The organism is Bradyrhizobium sp. (genome assembly GCF_017881085.1).
Taxonomy (GTDB): domain Bacteria; phylum Pseudomonadota; class Alphaproteobacteria; order Rhizobiales; family Xanthobacteraceae; genus Bradyrhizobium.
In genome coordinates, this window is record NZ_JADGRI010000119.1 from 1 (window position 1) to 14,267 (window position 14,267).

The following is a 14,267-nucleotide window of genomic DNA, read 5'->3' on the forward strand; positions in this document are numbered from 1 at the left end:
TACCCGAGAAATCTCATTGCATCTTGAATTTCCCAATGCACTCAATGGGGAAGACGAGTTGGCTTTGTCGGGGTTTAAGACCGTAGCGGTCTCCCGCTACCACAAATGGCTGAGCTCGGCCTTCGCGTCCCCGCCAACCCCACATGCCCGCCAACCCCACATTCCGGCCGACTGCTTCCGGCGTAACCGCGGACCTGCGGATCCGCGCAACTATTGCATGCGCGGCAGTCGAGAACTCAGGTCCGTTGTGGAGTCGGCAGATAAAGGGCGATGGTGGTGTCTCGTGGTGATGTCTGCTCGATCCGGGCCGAGCCTCCGAGCGATCGGGCGAACGCTACGACCATCGCCAGGCCCAATCCCGTTCCGGCGGCCGCGTCCTTCGTGCTGAATAGGGCTCGAAATACTTCGCCGCGACGTCGGGCTCCATTCCCATAGCCGTGTCATGAATGCGGATTATCGCGCCGCCAACGGCAGTGAGCCTGGCATGTACAACTCTCCGGATACCCCGCTCAACAACGTCAGTTTGTGACGAGCGGACCGGTATTCCAAGAACGCACGTCCAATAGCCATGAATCGAACGGTAGATACCAAGGTATGATGTGCCTAGCCATCGATATACTTATTCAAAACGCCCGTAGAATAGAGCATGCGGCCTCGTTCGTTATTCTGCAGACGCACAAGCCGGAACGGGTCGACGAGAAGGAATGCGATCACGATTGCGGAAATGGGCGGCCCGGAACGGGCCGTGGACCTCCGGCTTCGTTCGCACCCTGCTTCTGAAAGCGTCCGGCATCCGGTCAGTACAATGACGTACAATGACAAGGGAACCTGGACCATGCCGCAGCAGTCGCTAATCCCACGAGGCAACAACGGTAGTTCGGTAGATCGCGCGACGGTCTATGAGAGGACCGCGTCCCGCCCGGATGCAACCGGTATCGCTCCGGTCACCGCCTACCTCGATGATTTCAATGACTGGGAATCCGCGTCTCGCGGGCCTCTTTTCGTTGAAGACGGGATGACGCTCGCCTTTCAGCACCTCGACGTTGTGCTCGCAATTGCGGCGCGGGGGGTCGGTCCAGGCGCTTCCGCCGAGGTCAACGCGCTACTGAACGCCCGGTGCATGCGCGATGAATTCGCGCAGCAGGAGGAAGGTGGCGCTTGCCTGCGCGTGGCGGACGCGCGCGGTCACGCTGAGGGCGTGCGCAGCGTTCCTGCCGCCGCGAAGCCTGAGGACCCCGTCATCAAGCGCCTGTCCGATGCGCTTGCGGCAACCGAGCGCTCGGACGATCGCCATACCGGGATTTGCGCCGATGCCCTGCGTCTTGCCATCGTCACCCGGCTGCTCGGCCTGCAATCGGAAACGCAGCTTCCCAGCGAGCGAACCGACAAGCCCAATGAAGGCTGCGCCGAACGGCAAATGCGAGCGCTGCAGAAATGGCGGCTCAAACGAGTCGTCGAATATGTGGACCGCCATCTCTCGGGCAAAATCACGCTTCTCGATCTGGCAGCGGTCGCGGGACTGAGCCGAATGCACTTCGCTTCCCAGTTCCGGGCGGCGACGGGTTTCCGGCCCCATGAGTATCTTCTGCGGCGGCGAATCCAGCGTGCCGAGGAATTGCTGAGTCAGTCCACCATGACGCTTGTCGAGATCGCGCTGACCGTCGGTTTCCAGACGCAAGCGCATTTCACCACGGTGTTCAAGCGATTCGTGGGGGACACGCCGTTTCAATGGCGTAACGCCCACTGCTCGAATGGCCGGCGCGCCAAATAGCAGTCGACGGGACCGTTTGCCTTTGTGGCACCAACGCAGCTTGCGAGCATTGGGCGAATACGGGGGTACGCTGTCCCTGCCGGCCATCCTCGGCCGGGAAGGGGTACTCCGGACGCTGTTTCGCCGGATGAGCGATAGGGTTTGCTGCGCAGCGTCGACAGCTGAAGGCGGCGCTCGGCCGGATAAAGATATCCGAACTGCAGCCGTCCTGGATTTCTCTGGCCCTGGCGTCAAGCGCGCGGCGTCCTAGCGATGCAGGCACGAATAAAGGCGGATGAGATCGCGACCGGCGTCGGAAGCCGCACGGACGGCTTCTTCGTTTGCCGTTGCCGTGGCGCAGGACAACCAGAAATAATTTCCGGCCGGATCGATCACGAGCCGGTTCGGCGTGAAGTTTGCGAGCACCACCGACAGATATGGCGTGGTCGAGAACCACGACAGCCGGTTCAACTCGGCGGCGATCCGGTCCGACGAGACGAAATGCGGATCGCCGAGCGCCGGATCGGATGCGTCGCCGACCGCGAGAGCCGCGACCGCGGCCCGGTAGTGCGCCCATCCCGCGACGAATTTTCCGGTCTCGACCACGTGCACCAGCGTCAGGAGCATGAACGTCGCTGCAAGTGGCATGGCTGCCCGGTCCCGCAGTGCGCTCATCACCCGTACCATGCCCGGTAACCGAAAGGTGAGCCGGTCGTCTCCGGACACGGCGCCTAGCGCCGCCAATGCGCCGAACATCGGCGTGACGATCACCAATGCCGTTCTCAGATAATAGCGGCTGCTCGCGTGTATCGCGTGATCAAACCGCAACCAGTATATCAGGAGCATTACTGCAACGATGGCGGCGGCGTAGAGATATGCCCTTTCCGGCGCCAGCCGCGAAAGCAACAGGAAGATAACGCCGTATCCGCCGAGCACCGCGAACAGCAGCACGACGATGCGGACCTGAAAGATAGTGAAATCGAAGAAGTGCAGGGCGGCTCGCAGGAGCACGCCGGCATAATATTCGTCGGGCGGAAGCATGATCTTCACGGCGGCCGCCATCGCCAGGACCACGACCAGGATCACCGCCGCGCGCAGAAAAGAGGCGTCGCGCAAGCCGCGCGCGGCCAGTGTCGCGACGATGGCGAATGCCAGCACCAGCGCGCCCTCATGGCTGAAGGCGAGCGTGAGCATCAGGACGAAGACGAGGGCCGTCCCGGCGGCGGTTCGCTTTGCATAATGGCTGACGGCGAGCGCTGGCCAGAACACGGCATGCGCCAACCACATCTCGGTCGGAAAGCCGAAGATCAGCGGGCAGAGCAGGGCGGTCGAACAACAGGCGTAGACGAAGATGATGCGGCCGCGGGAGCGGTCGGCGGCGAAAGTGCCGATCAGCCCCGCGAGCGGCGCGAGATAGAACAAGAGCCCGTAGACGACGATTCCGGCGCCGGGGTTTCCGGTCAGCCCGACCAGGGTCTCCGCCGGCAAGAGACTGAGGAAAAAGACCGACATGCGGCCGGAGATGTTGTGCCAATGGAACGCCCAGACGTCCTGCACCGCGACGGCATAGGAAAACATGGCCCCGTCGGCGTAAAGCTCCAGCCCATAGCCCAGTGCCACGGCGATGAATGCGACCGACCAGCATAGACCCGTTCCGATCGCGAGCGCGCGCAGCAGGTCGGCGCCGGAGCGGAAGGTGGGCCACGACATGCTGCCGACGTCTCCTGTCACCGCGCGGGGGATGCGGGAGCCTGTTGTCGCCTAGGACGGAGTGGCCAGCAAGGCCGTCAGGCGATCGAAGCGGTGTCCCGAACGTACCGCCTTTGCGATCATATAGCGGCGGTTGTCGGCATTGATCGGCGCCTCGAGCGGCATCCGGCCGGCGATTTCGATGCCGGCGCTGGTGAGTCCGTCGAGTTTGGCGGGATTGTTGGTGAGTAGCACGATGCGCGTGCAGTTCAGCATCCCGAGCATGCGCGCGGCAACGCCGTATTCGCGCTCATCGTCATCGAAGCCGAGCGTGGTATTGGCGTCGAAGGTGTCGAGGCCGTCGTCCTGCAACTGATATGTCCGCATCTTGTTGGCAAGACCAAGGCCGCGGCCTTCCTGCGCCAGATACAGAATGACGCCGCCCCCGAGGTCTTCGAGCCGCGTCAGAGCCAGCCGAAGCTGGTCGCCGCAGTCGCAGCGCCGCGAACCGAACACATCTCCGGTCAGGCAGGCGGAATGCAGCCGCACCGGAACGGCCGCGGCGAAATCAGGCTTCCCGACGATGATGGCGACCGGACTGCCCCCCATGGCGTCACGAAATACGACAAACCGGGTGGACGTGCCCGAGGTGAGCGGCACCGCGGCTTCGCTTGCGACACCGAGAGAGGCGATGGCATCATCGGCGAAACGGCCTACCGCATCTGCTTCAACCCTGACGATGCTCTGTTCGCACGCGACGGCGTGGCCAGCCACGTCTGCCGCCAGCACCGCCGGCAGGCTTTGCGATATCTTGACGAGTTGAATCGCGGCGGCCGCCGCCCGGCTCGCTGGTTGGGCCAGCAGCACGCGATCGGCGGTCGCGTCGGTGACGAGCGAGAGAATCGTTTTCGCGTCGTCGCCCGCCGAGAGCGACAAGGCCATCGGCGTTGACGCATCAAGGTCGAGCGCGCTCGCGCGCCGCTCCGTGATAATGAGCCGCGGCACAACCGGACCGCAGAGCGCGGTGAATTCGCGGAACCGCTGCTCGTCAAGGCCCTCGACCGGCAACGCGAGCATCGCTTCGCCCGTCGCGGTGATGAGAATTGGACGCCGGCCGTGGAATTCACCGAGGCCGCGGCTAACGCTGGTGTGCCCCCCTCTGCCGAATAATGCCGAGCTTGCGCCGGTCTGCACGTCACTCATTCCCTGACTTTCCATTTGATGGCCGTGATCGTAGAACACCACGCGACCGGCATCATTCCAGTCGCAAATCGATGATTTTTGTGGGATGATGGCAGATAGTCGCATTGTTGACTCAACCCCGCAGTGTTCTTGATTTCCGCGTGCACACCAGAAATTTCCCAAAGAGCAAAGCTGCGTCTTCCGATCCCTGGGAAGATTTCAGCCAGCTATTCCGCGAAGGACAGCAGCCGCTTCCGCGGGCCTGGGCGGATGTGTTCGGCCCCCTGCGAAAGGGCACCGTGGACGATCTCGTGATCGTGGGCCAGATCGGCCAGTCACTCGACGGCCGGATCGCAACGGAATCCGGGCATTCGAAATACATCAATGGGCCGGCGGGACTGGAGCATCTGCACCGGCTGCGGGCGCTGGTGGACGCCGTCGTCGTCGGCGTCGGCACCGCCATCGCCGACGATCCGCAATTGACCGTGCGGCGGGTCGCAGGGCCTCAGCCGGCGCGAATCGTCATCGATCCAAAGGGCCGGCTTGGTGCCGATGCCAGGATGTTCGCCGACAACGGTGTCCGGCGCCTGCTGATCACGGCGCAGGGTACGTGCTGTGCGCCCCCATCCGGCGTGGAGGTCGTAGCCTTGCCGATGGTCGACGGAGCAATCGCCCCGCCGGCGATCCTCGCCGCGCTCGCCGGCTGCGGCATGCGCCGTGTGCTGATCGAAGGCGGCGCCAACACGGTATCGCGCTTTCTTGCCGCCGGTTGTCTCGACCGCCTGCACGTGATGGTCGCGCCGATCGTGCTGGGCGCCGGAGCCCCTGGCCTGATCGTGCCGCCGATCGAGCGCGCCGATCAGGCGCTTCGCATGCCTATCCGCGTGCATCAGATCGGCGACGATGTGCTGTTCGACTGCGATCTGTCGGCTCAGCGCGTGGCGCTCGGTATTGCCAGAAAATCGACGTGACCGACAATGAGCGAGGAAACTCCCCCGGCAACGGCGTGGCGGCGGCGCGAAAGCCAGGCCGTGGTCTCGGCAAGCGATAGCGTGCCGATATCGCGAGCGGCGCTCGCCCAGCCGGCCAGTAGTTCGGCCTGGATGTCGGCGTCATCAGGTCCCAACGTCCAGTCGGACGCGCCGTGTGCCACCGAATAGCCGAGCGCTTCGAAGCGCGCGATGGCGAAGGCGGCTGCCGTTGGCCCTAGCGCCGGCCCAAATCCCTTGTCCGTGCGCTGATGCGCGTTCACCGCGGCGGCGATCGCCGCATCCAGCGGATCTGATGGTGTGAGCGCAATCCGCCCGTCATAGCTTAGCGCCGCGTAAAGCGGAATAGAGCGCGCGGCGATCTCGACCGCGAGCCGATCCAGCCAGGTCTCGGAGACGAGATCGAGCAAGGCCGAGGTTGCGACCAGATCGACCGGACCGTCGAGTGCGGCTTCGAGATCGCGGTTGAGATCGAGCAGGACGGCGGTAACGGTGGCATGTTTGGCGAGTTCTGTGGCCTTGGCGCGCGCCAGCAAACCGAGATCGTTATCGATCAGCTTCCAGTTCTGCCGCGCCGGTAGAAGCGGGCTCAGCGCGCGCAAGGTCGAGCCGGTGCCGCAGGCGAGGTCGACGAGTCGCACTGAGGAAAGCGGACCGAGAGAGGCCGCGACCGCGTCGAGAACCTCGGGATTGCGCGCGCGCAAATCGTGGGGCTCGCGCAGCGTCAGCCAGTCGGCGGAGAAGCCGGTCATGCCAGCGTCTCCAGGGCGCGCGCAAAGATCTCCGCGGATTGCCGCCAGGTTGGGAGCTGCGGGGCCGCCGCGCGCGCGGCGCTGGCCAGACGCCGCCGCAGATCGGCATCGCCGATGACGCGGCGCAGCGCGTGCGCCAATGCACGAACATCGCCTGGATCGACCAGCAAGCCGGCGTCCGGCGGCACCGTGTCCGGGATGGCGCCGGCATTGCTGCCGATGACGGGGAGGCCGTGCGCGACCGCCTCGGCATAGGCCATGCCGTAGCCTTCGAAACGGGAGGCGAGCACAAACATGTCAGCCCCCGCGTAAAGTGAAGCGAGCCGCTGTGCTGATACCGCGCCGAATGCTTCTATTCGATCCCCCAGCGCGTAACGCGCAATGTCGGCATCAAGCTGCGCGGCGGCGTCGCGGTCGCGGGTGAGGTCGCCGGCAATCGTCAGCCGCCATGGAAGATCGGTGAGCGTTGCCAGCGCCGGGATCAGCACGTCAAAACCCTTGCGCGGCACTACGGCGCCGACCGATAGCAGCCGCACCACGCCGTCATGGCTTCCCAGCGCCGGCGGCGCCGGATCGCTGCCCGGCCTCGCGATGGTGATGCGCCCGGCCGGCACGCCGCAATCGGAAGCGACCAGCTTTGCCGTGGCAGCGCTGGTGACGACAACGCCTTCAACTGACGCGAGCGCGACTCGCTCGCTCGCGCGCAGTGCTTCGGCCTGCTCCATCGACAGTCCCCATTCCAGCGCCAGCGGATGATGCACCAGCGCCAGCAACGGATTGCGGCGGGCAAGCTGTAATGCTGCCTCCGGCAAGACGCCGAGCGCCAGTCCATCGATGACGATTGTGCGGCCGGCGGGCACGGCGAGCAGCCCCGTCGCTGCGGTCGTGCGCGTCGTCTCACTGGGCCAGGGAAAACCTTCGCCGAGGTCGAGGAGATCGATCTGCCAGCCGAGATGGCCGAGTTCGGCGATCATCCGCCGGTCGTAGCCATAGCCGCCGGTCGGGGTCGCAAGATCGCCTGGCACAGCAAAGACAAAACGTCCTACCACAAATCCGCCTCGTACCACGCGCGGGCGACATGCGACTCCGACAGGGTGACGCGTATCGCCTTGAGTTCCCTGCCGTTGCGGCCGAGTTCACCGGCGCGGGCGTCCTTGGCGAGAGCATCGTAGATATGCTTGGTGAGAAATTCGGTGGTGGTGTTGCTGCCCTTGAATTGGGGCACCTCGTCGAGGTTGTGATAGTTCAGCGCCGCCAGCACCGTTTTCAGCGCCTCATGCGCGCGACCGATGTCGATGACGATACCGTTGGCATCGAGCGTCTCGGCGATGAAGGCGGCGTCGACGACGAAGGTCGCGCCGTGCAGCGCCTGCGCCGGCCCGAATACGGCGCCGCGGAACGAATGGGCGATCATGATGTGGTCGCGAACTTCAACAGCGAACAAGGGACCTCCTTTAGGGATAGGCAATGGGCTGGCAGAGTATGCCGCTTCCGGCGTCGAGAATTTCGGGCAGCCGCCGCGCCAGATCGTGAAACGAGATCGCCGGCGCCAGCAGCGCGTCCAGCCGTGCATCGGCGAGCAAAGCGAGCGCCGCTGCGAGCCGTCGTCCATGCGTCCAGCGCGGCCGGTGCGACGGCGCGATCCGCCCCACCTGGCTCGACACCAGCTTAAGCCGGCGGCTGTGGAAGGCGCCGCCGAGCGGTGCTGTCACCGGCGCGTCGCCGTACCAGCTCATTTCGAGCACGGTTGCCTCCTCACCGGCGAGCGCGAGCGCCGTGCCAAGTCCGAGTCCATGGCCGCTCGCATGCACGACGAGGTCGCAGTCGCCCTTGGCCGTTTCGGCGCTAGCAAAGCTAACCCCGAGGGCTTCCGCTAATTCCGCGCGTTCCGGATTGATGTCGATCAGCGTCACCTCCGTGCCCGGGAGCCTCCCGCACAGATACCCAACCAGAGCGCCGACCACGCCGGCGCCGACAACGGCGATGCGGTCAGCCGGGCCGGGCGCCGCATCCCAGACCGCGTTGAGCGCGGTCTCCATATTGGCGGCCAGCACCGCACGTTGCGGCGGCAGGTTGTCCGGCAGCACGATGGCGGCACCGGCCGGGAAGTTGAACAGATTTTGGTGCGGATGGAGCGTGAAGACCGTGCGCCCGAGCAGGGCTTCCGTACCGTCTTCGACCAGGCCGACCGTGGCATAGCCATATTTCACCGGAAACGGAAATTGGCCGGCCATGAAGGGCGCGCGCATACGTTCGAATTCGCTCTCGGGCACGCGCCCGGCGAGCACCAGCGCCTCGGTGCCGCGGCTGATCGCGCCATAGAGCGCCCGCACGCGCACTTCGTCCGCGCCTGGCGGTGCGAGCGTTTCCGGGCGGATCTCCGCTCGTCCGGGCCGGCTATACCAGAGCGCCTCGGCACTGTCGTCGGTCCGGCTGATCGCCAATTTCTTTAATCCCCGGATTGGAATTCCTGGACGGTTGTCGTGTTATATCGTTCAGTCTGCATTGTCTGCTGTGGGATTAGAAGTCGCAACCTCTGTGTTAGAACGCTCCCCAACCCGAGCCATTGAGGCCGAGGCCCCCGGAAATGATCTTTTCGGCCGGCGGCTGCTGTTCGTTGCTCTGTTCGCCGCCACCATGGCCGGATCGCTGGCGATCGCCGCGCTGGCGCTGTCACCGGGCGGCTTCGGCATCGTCGATATCGCGCTGCTGCTGCTGTTCGCGGTGACGCTGCCATGGATGGTGGCGGGATTCTGGAACGCGGTAGTCGGGTTTCTGATCATGCGTTTTGCCGCCGATCCGATCGCGGCGATCATGCCGGTGGCCGCGCGCATCCGTGGCGATGAGCCGGTAACGGCCTCGACCGCGATCCTGTTGTGCATCCGCAACGAGCTGCCCGAGCGGATGATCCGCAATCTCGAGCCGATGCTGGCGGGCCTCGACGCCGCCGGCTGCGGTGCACGTTTCCATCTTTACGTCCTCAGCGATACCAGCGACGCCCAGATCGCGGCCAGCGAGGAGGCGTGCTTCGCGGCATTGACCACGCGCTGGCGCGGCCGAGTAGGGATCACCTACCGGCGCCGCGCAGTCAACGCGGCCTACAAGGCCGGCAATATCCGTGAATTCTGCGAGCGCTGGGGCAGCCGGCACGAATTCGCGGTGACGCTCGACGCCGACAGTTTCATGACCGCCGACGCCGTTCTCCGTCTCGTTCGTATCATACAGGCGGATCCCAGACTTGGCATTCTGCAGGGGCTGATCGTAGGCTTGCCGTCGACCAGCGCCTTCGCGCGAATCTTTCAGTTCGGCATGCGGCTTGGAATGCGCTCCTACACCATCGGCAGCGCCTGGTGGCAGGGCGATTGCGGACCCTATTGGGGCCACAACGCGGTGCTGCGGCTCGAACCGTTCATCGCGCATTGCGCCTTGCCGGTCCTGTCCACGGACGGCGCGGAGGATCGCCATATCCTCAGCCATGACCAGATCGAAGCGGTGCTGATGCGGGCCGCCGGCTACGACGTCCGCGTGTTGCCGGAGGAAGATCTGGGCTGGGAGGAAAACCCACCCACCTTGCTCGAATTCATCCGCCGCGATCTGCGCTGGTGCCAGGGGAACATGCAATATTGGCGGTTTCTCGGGCTAGCCGGCCTCAAGCCTGTGAGCCGCTATCAGCTGGTGCTGGCGATCCTGATGTTCATCGGCTCGCCGGCCTGGATCGGGCTGCTCGTTCTCGGCACCCTCGCCGTCGCGTGCGCCGAGACGCCGGCAAGCTTCATTCGCGCCGATGCTGGCTTGGCATTGTTCGTCTGTGTGATGGTGATGTGGTTCGCGCCGAAGATCGCCAGCGCCATCGACATCCTGCTGCACCCAAAACTTCGCCACGGATTTGGCGGCGCCGGACTCTTCATTATCAACTTCGTCATCGAGACCGTCTACTCGATCGTGCTTTGCCCGATCCTCTGGTTCGGCCATACGATCTTTCTCACCGGACTGTTGTTCGGCCGCGAAATCGGCTGGATCGGACAGACTCGCGACGATCACGCCGTGCCGTTCACGCTGGCGCTGCGCAATCTGTGGCCGCACACGCTGCTCGGATGTGCCGCGCTCGGCCTCCTGGCGATGACGCAACCGGCGGCCATTCTCTATGCGCTGTTTCTCGCCGGCGGCCCGGCCTTGGCGATCCCGTTTGCCGTGATCACCGCGCGGCCCTGGCTCGGCAGTCTTTCCGCCCGGATCGGCATCGGCCGGCTGCCCGAGGAAACCGAGAGGCCCGCGGCGCTGTTGCTCCTGGCGCTGCCCGCGATCGAAGCCGCGGCGCCATCGCTCCAGCCAAGCGCGGTCTGAGGCGGTGTTCGAAGGCTTCAGGACCGCGCGCGGAATTCTCCGGTCGCTTCGCATCTATTACGGCGACAGGTCGCGCGCCGCGGCGATGGACCGGCTCCATGGCGGCTTCGTGCGCCGCGGCGATCTGGTGCTCGATATCGGCGCCCATGTCGGCGACCGCGTGGCTTCGTTCCGAAGGCTCGGCGCGCGGGTCGTCGCGGTCGAGCCGCAGCCCGCGTTGGTCAGGGTGCTAAGGCTGTTGCATGGGCGCAGCGCCGATGTCGCGATCGAGGCTGTAGCCGTCGGCCGCGCGGTTGGTGTGGCCAGCCTGATGGTCAACGTCGATAACCCCACGGTTTCGACGGCGTCACCGGCGTTCGTCAGTGCCGCACGCGATGCGCCGGGCTGGGACAGGCAGCGCTGGACCCGGTCAGTGGAGGTTCCGGTAACGACGCTGGATGCGCTGATCGGCAACCACGGCGAGCCCGCCTTCATCAAGATCGACGTCGAAGGCTTCGAGGCCGAAGCGCTGCAGGGTCTGTCGCGCGCGGTCAAGGCGCTGTCATTCGAGTTCACGACCATCCAGCGCGATGTCGCGCTTGCCTGCATCGAACGCTGCATCGTGCTGGGTTATGCGAGGTTCAACGCCGCGCTCGGAGAGAGCCAGACGCTTGTGCACCGTGACTGGGTCGACGGCGAAGAGATCGCCCGCTGGCTGAGCGGGCTGCCGCACGTGGCCAATTCCGGGGACATCTATGCCGCTCTCGCCTGATCGCCAACAGCTGTTGCGGCGTTTGCGCGTTGCCGTCGCCGCGCTGATCGCCGCGGGCTACGGCCTGACGCTATGGATCTTCTATCCCGGCATCATGACCTTCGACGCGAAATTCGTTTATGAGGACATCGGCAAAGGGGTACTCGGGGACTGGCAATCCCCTGTCATGACCGTGTTGTGGGGCATGATCGATCCGGTCGCGCCGGGCGCGGCCAGCATGTTCCTGCTGACCGCGACCGCGTATTGGCTCGCCTTTGGCATCTTGGCATTCGCGCTGGCGCGACGCGGCAGCCGGCTCGCTTTGTTGCTGCCGCTGCTCGCGCTGTTGCCGCCGGCCTTCGTCTTTGTCGGGGTAATCTGGCGCGATGTGCTGTTCGCGACCATCTGGCTGCTCGCGGCGGCGATCGCTTTCGCTGCCGCCGGGCGCGACGCGCGCCTTCGCGTGCCGGCGCAAGCCCTGGCGCTTGCGCTGTGCGCCTTCGGCGTCCTGCTGCGTCCGAACGCGCTGATCGCCGCGCCGATCCTCGCCGCTTATGTCGTATGGCCGACGCAAATACGCCTGAAGCGCACGGCGATCCTGTTCATCCCGGCGATGGCGGGATTTTTCGCGCTGGTGCAGGTAGTTTATTACGGCGCGCTCGGCGCGACCCGGCAACATCCGCTGCAGTCGATCATGGTGTTCGACCTCGGCGCCATCAGCCACTTCGCCAGGGAGAACCAGTTTCCGGTGAGCTGGAGCGAGCAAGACACCGCGTTGCTCCTGAACGGCTGTTACCAGCCGACCCAGTGGGATATCTATTGGCGGCTCGAGCCCTGCGATTTCGTGATGCGCAAGATCGAACGGGAGCAAAAGCTGTTCGGGACGCCTGTTATCACCGAAGCGTGGTTACGCGCGGTGATGCACCATCCCTTGGCCTATCTCCGCCATCGCGCGGCATTCATGTGGAATTTCCTCGGCGGCAACAACCTCACAATGTGGGTGGCAGACGTCGAACATCCGTCGGAGAACGTGTTTGCGGACCGGCCGGCCTTCGTCGCGCTGGTTTCGGTGCATGACATGCTCAAGCCGACGCCGCTGTTCCGGGCCGGTGCATGGCTGCTGGTTTGTGCCATCGTGTGCGGCTTCGGCTGGCGGCGGCGCGAAACGTCAGAGGGCGCCTTTGCGCTGGGTGCTTGCGGATCGGCCGCGGTCTATGTGTTGACCTTCTTTGCCGTGGGCGTCGCGTCGGACTTTCGCTACGGCTATTGGGCGGTTCTCGCCGGCATCGCCGGAGGCGTCGTCGTCGCATCGGGCCGGCCCGGGCCCAAAGCTGAGTTGCGCTCAATGTGACGGTTGTGCCGTCCAGGTCTTGTAATCGGCCTCCGAGACACCCGGCAATTTCTTCAGGAATGCGACGATCGACCAGATCTCATCGTCCTTGGCGCCGGCCTGTGCGAAGCTGGGCATGCCCGTCATGTTGATGCCGTTCTTGATGACAAAGAACAACTGCGCCGGAGAGAGCTCCCCGACGACGTCCTTCAGATCCGGCGGGTCGGGATGCAGTCCTTCCGAATACTTGGCCCACTTGACGCCTGGGGCGCCGTGACAGTTGACGCAGCCATGTTCGGCGAATTCCTTGGCGCCGGCCTGCACGCTCGCAGCGTCGTTGAGGTTGATCGAGGCGGGCGGCTGGTCGTCGGCATGACGATTGATCGACGCCGTGCGCACCCGGGTCAGCGCCCAAGTGACGACGGCCGGGTCCTCGGCAGTCCCCGCGACGCTGTAAAAGCCCCCGAAAAAGAATACCGCAGCACCGATGCCGACCAGGATCGCCAGCGCGCCAATCACCGCAAGGATACGCATGTGAGCCTCCAACGCGTTCGTCTGCCAGACACCCGGAAATAATACACCGGCTAGGAAATAATACATCTGCCAAAGGGTTGTGTACGTTACGATGCCGTGACCGGGTTCACCGTGCCGGCGCGACGTTGTGCGACGCGGGATTGAGGAGCCGAATGACAGCGGACCGGGCGCCAGGGCATGTGAAAGAGTTCGTCGGGCAAGGCCATCGCTAGGCATGTCGTCCATCGCAGCCATTTTGTTCGATCGTCTCAGGCCTGCTGAGGCAACTTCCCGCCGCGATGGAATTGTGCTTGGCCTGGTCGCAACGCTTCATTTGGTCGCGCTGATCATCATGGCCGCGACCGAAGCCGATCTGCTGGACGAAGCCGCGTTCCTGCTGGTCTGGGCTGCGCTCAATTGTTTCTGGCTTGCACTGGTTCGCCGGCCGGCCGTGGCGGCGCTGATATCGCTCGAACTCGTCGTCGCGCTCACGCTGCTGTCGCGATTCAAATACGGCAAACTCTGGATGACGGTCGACTTCGTCGACCTGATGATCATCGACCGGGACACGTCGGCCTTTCTGCTCGCGGCCTTTCCTGCGCTGCGAGCATGGATCGGGCTCGCCGCGATCGCCACGGCCGCGGTTCTGATCGCGGCCTGGCGGTTTGATCGCTATCGCGCGAACATGCGCGCCAGCCTTGCCGGCGCTTCGCTGTGTATGGCCGCGCTCGTTACCCTGTCGCTGTCGTTTCCGACCGACCTCCATGAGGATTTCATCGGCCAGAACTATGTTTCGAAATTCGCGCGGACCGGCGTGGAAGCAATCCGTGAATTTGCCGGCCATGGATTTCTGGAGGCGGACGCAAGCGCGACCGGAAGCCTGGGCGCAGCGCCGGTTTCCTGCCATCCATCACGCAAACTGCCGCACATCATCCTGTTGCACGATGAGTCCAGTTTCGACATCACGGCCGCGCCCGGAATAAAGGTG

General features: G+C 64.7%; 12 protein-coding genes and 2 pseudogenes. 6 read left to right on the forward strand and 8 right to left on the reverse strand.

The window, feature by feature from the left end:
• Positions 1 to 236: 236 nt before the first annotated feature.
• Positions 237 to 395, reverse strand: a pseudogene (locus QZ213_RS27185) (ATP-binding protein); the annotation flags it as partial.
• Positions 396 to 835: 440 nt separating this feature from the next.
• Here QZ213_RS27185 and QZ213_RS13375 point away from each other — a divergent pair.
• Entirely contained in the window at positions 836 to 1,771 is a 936-nt protein-coding gene (locus QZ213_RS13375) for an AraC family transcriptional regulator (protein ID WP_291686549.1), read from the forward strand.
• Between the two features lie 246 nt (positions 1,772 to 2,017).
• Here the strand turns inward: QZ213_RS13375 and QZ213_RS13380 are convergent, their stop codons facing one another.
• Both QZ213_RS13380 and ribA read right to left on the reverse strand, forming a co-directional pair.
• Positions 2,018 to 3,460 (reverse strand): hypothetical protein, encoded by a 1,443-nt coding sequence (locus tag QZ213_RS13380; protein WP_291686550.1) that lies wholly within the window; start codon positions 3,458 to 3,460, stop codon positions 2,018 to 2,020.
• Between the two features lie 51 nt (positions 3,461 to 3,511).
• Positions 3,512 to 4,804 carry a GTP cyclohydrolase II RibA gene (ribA, locus tag QZ213_RS13385; RefSeq protein WP_291686551.1) on the reverse strand — a complete coding sequence of 431 codons (1,293 nt, stop codon included), beginning with the start codon at positions 4,802 to 4,804 and terminating at the stop codon, positions 3,512 to 3,514.
• Here ribA and QZ213_RS13390 point away from each other — a divergent pair.
• Positions 4,783 to 5,592, forward strand: coding sequence for a RibD family protein (locus QZ213_RS13390; RefSeq protein ID WP_291686552.1), 810 nt, complete (start codon positions 4,783 to 4,785; stop codon positions 5,590 to 5,592). The two genes, ribA and QZ213_RS13390, sit on opposite strands and share 22 nt — an antisense overlap.
• Here QZ213_RS13390 and QZ213_RS13395 read toward each other — a convergent pair.
• The 4 genes from QZ213_RS13395 to QZ213_RS13410 are packed head-to-tail and all read right to left on the reverse strand — an operon-like array spanning position 5,553 to position 8,806.
• The gene (locus tag QZ213_RS13395; protein ID WP_291686553.1) at positions 5,553 to 6,362 is read right to left on the reverse strand and encodes a class I SAM-dependent methyltransferase; all 810 of its coding nucleotides are present in this window, start codon (positions 6,360 to 6,362) and stop codon (positions 5,553 to 5,555) included. The two genes, QZ213_RS13390 and QZ213_RS13395, sit on opposite strands and share 40 nt — an antisense overlap.
• The gene (locus QZ213_RS13400) at positions 6,359 to 7,387 is read right to left on the reverse strand and encodes a glycosyltransferase family 4 protein (RefSeq protein WP_291686554.1); all 1,029 of its coding nucleotides are present in this window, start codon (positions 7,385 to 7,387) and stop codon (positions 6,359 to 6,361) included. The genes QZ213_RS13395 and QZ213_RS13400 overlap by 4 nt, the downstream gene beginning before the upstream one ends.
• Before the next feature lie 17 nt (positions 7,388 to 7,404).
• The gene (locus QZ213_RS13405; RefSeq protein WP_291686555.1) at positions 7,405 to 7,806 is read right to left on the reverse strand and encodes a 6-carboxytetrahydropterin synthase; all 402 of its coding nucleotides are present in this window, start codon (positions 7,804 to 7,806) and stop codon (positions 7,405 to 7,407) included.
• A 10-nt stretch (positions 7,807 to 7,816) separates the two neighbouring features.
• Positions 7,817 to 8,806 (reverse strand): zinc-binding alcohol dehydrogenase, encoded by a 990-nt coding sequence (locus tag QZ213_RS13410; RefSeq protein WP_291686556.1) that lies wholly within the window; start codon positions 8,804 to 8,806, stop codon positions 7,817 to 7,819.
• A 94-nt stretch (positions 8,807 to 8,900) separates the two neighbouring features.
• Between QZ213_RS13410 and mdoH the strand changes: the two genes are divergently transcribed.
• Genes mdoH through QZ213_RS13425 form a run of 3 tightly spaced genes read left to right on the forward strand, consistent with a single transcriptional unit; the run spans position 8,901 to position 12,787 of the window.
• Complete coding sequence (gene mdoH / locus QZ213_RS13415) at positions 8,901 to 10,706, forward strand: glucans biosynthesis glucosyltransferase MdoH (protein WP_291686557.1); 1,806 nt, start codon at positions 8,901 to 8,903, stop codon at positions 10,704 to 10,706.
• Between the two features lie 4 nt (positions 10,707 to 10,710).
• Positions 10,711 to 11,457 (forward strand): FkbM family methyltransferase, encoded by a 747-nt coding sequence (locus tag QZ213_RS13420; RefSeq protein WP_291686558.1) that lies wholly within the window; start codon positions 10,711 to 10,713, stop codon positions 11,455 to 11,457.
• Positions 11,441 to 12,787, forward strand: coding sequence for a hypothetical protein (locus QZ213_RS13425; RefSeq protein ID WP_291686559.1), 1,347 nt, complete (start codon positions 11,441 to 11,443; stop codon positions 12,785 to 12,787). The genes QZ213_RS13420 and QZ213_RS13425 overlap by 17 nt, the downstream gene beginning before the upstream one ends.
• Here the strand turns inward: QZ213_RS13425 and QZ213_RS13430 are convergent.
• Entirely contained in the window at positions 12,779 to 13,300 is a 522-nt protein-coding gene (locus tag QZ213_RS13430) for a cytochrome c (protein WP_291686560.1), read from the reverse strand. The genes QZ213_RS13425 and QZ213_RS13430 overlap by 9 nt on opposite strands.
• Before the next feature lie 331 nt (positions 13,301 to 13,631).
• Between QZ213_RS13430 and QZ213_RS13435 the strand changes: the two are divergent.
• A pseudogene (locus QZ213_RS13435) lies at positions 13,632 to 14,267 on the forward strand (LTA synthase family protein); the annotation flags it as partial.

Excerpts from the sequence above, each read along its gene's own strand:
- QZ213_RS13375 (WP_291686549.1), top strand. The coding sequence starts at position 836 with ATGCCGCAGCAGTCGCTAATCCCACGAGGCAACAACGGTAGTTCGGTA.
- QZ213_RS13380 (WP_291686550.1), bottom strand. The coding sequence starts at position 3,460 with ATGTCGTGGCCCACCTTCCGCTCCGGCGCCGACCTGCTGCGCGCGCTC.
- QZ213_RS13395 (WP_291686553.1), bottom strand. The coding sequence starts at position 6,362 with ATGACCGGCTTCTCCGCCGACTGGCTGACGCTGCGCGAGCCCCACGAT.
- QZ213_RS13425 (WP_291686559.1), top strand. The coding sequence starts at position 11,441 with ATGCCGCTCTCGCCTGATCGCCAACAGCTGTTGCGGCGTTTGCGCGTT.
- QZ213_RS13430 (WP_291686560.1), bottom strand. The coding sequence starts at position 13,300 with ATGCGTATCCTTGCGGTGATTGGCGCGCTGGCGATCCTGGTCGGCATC.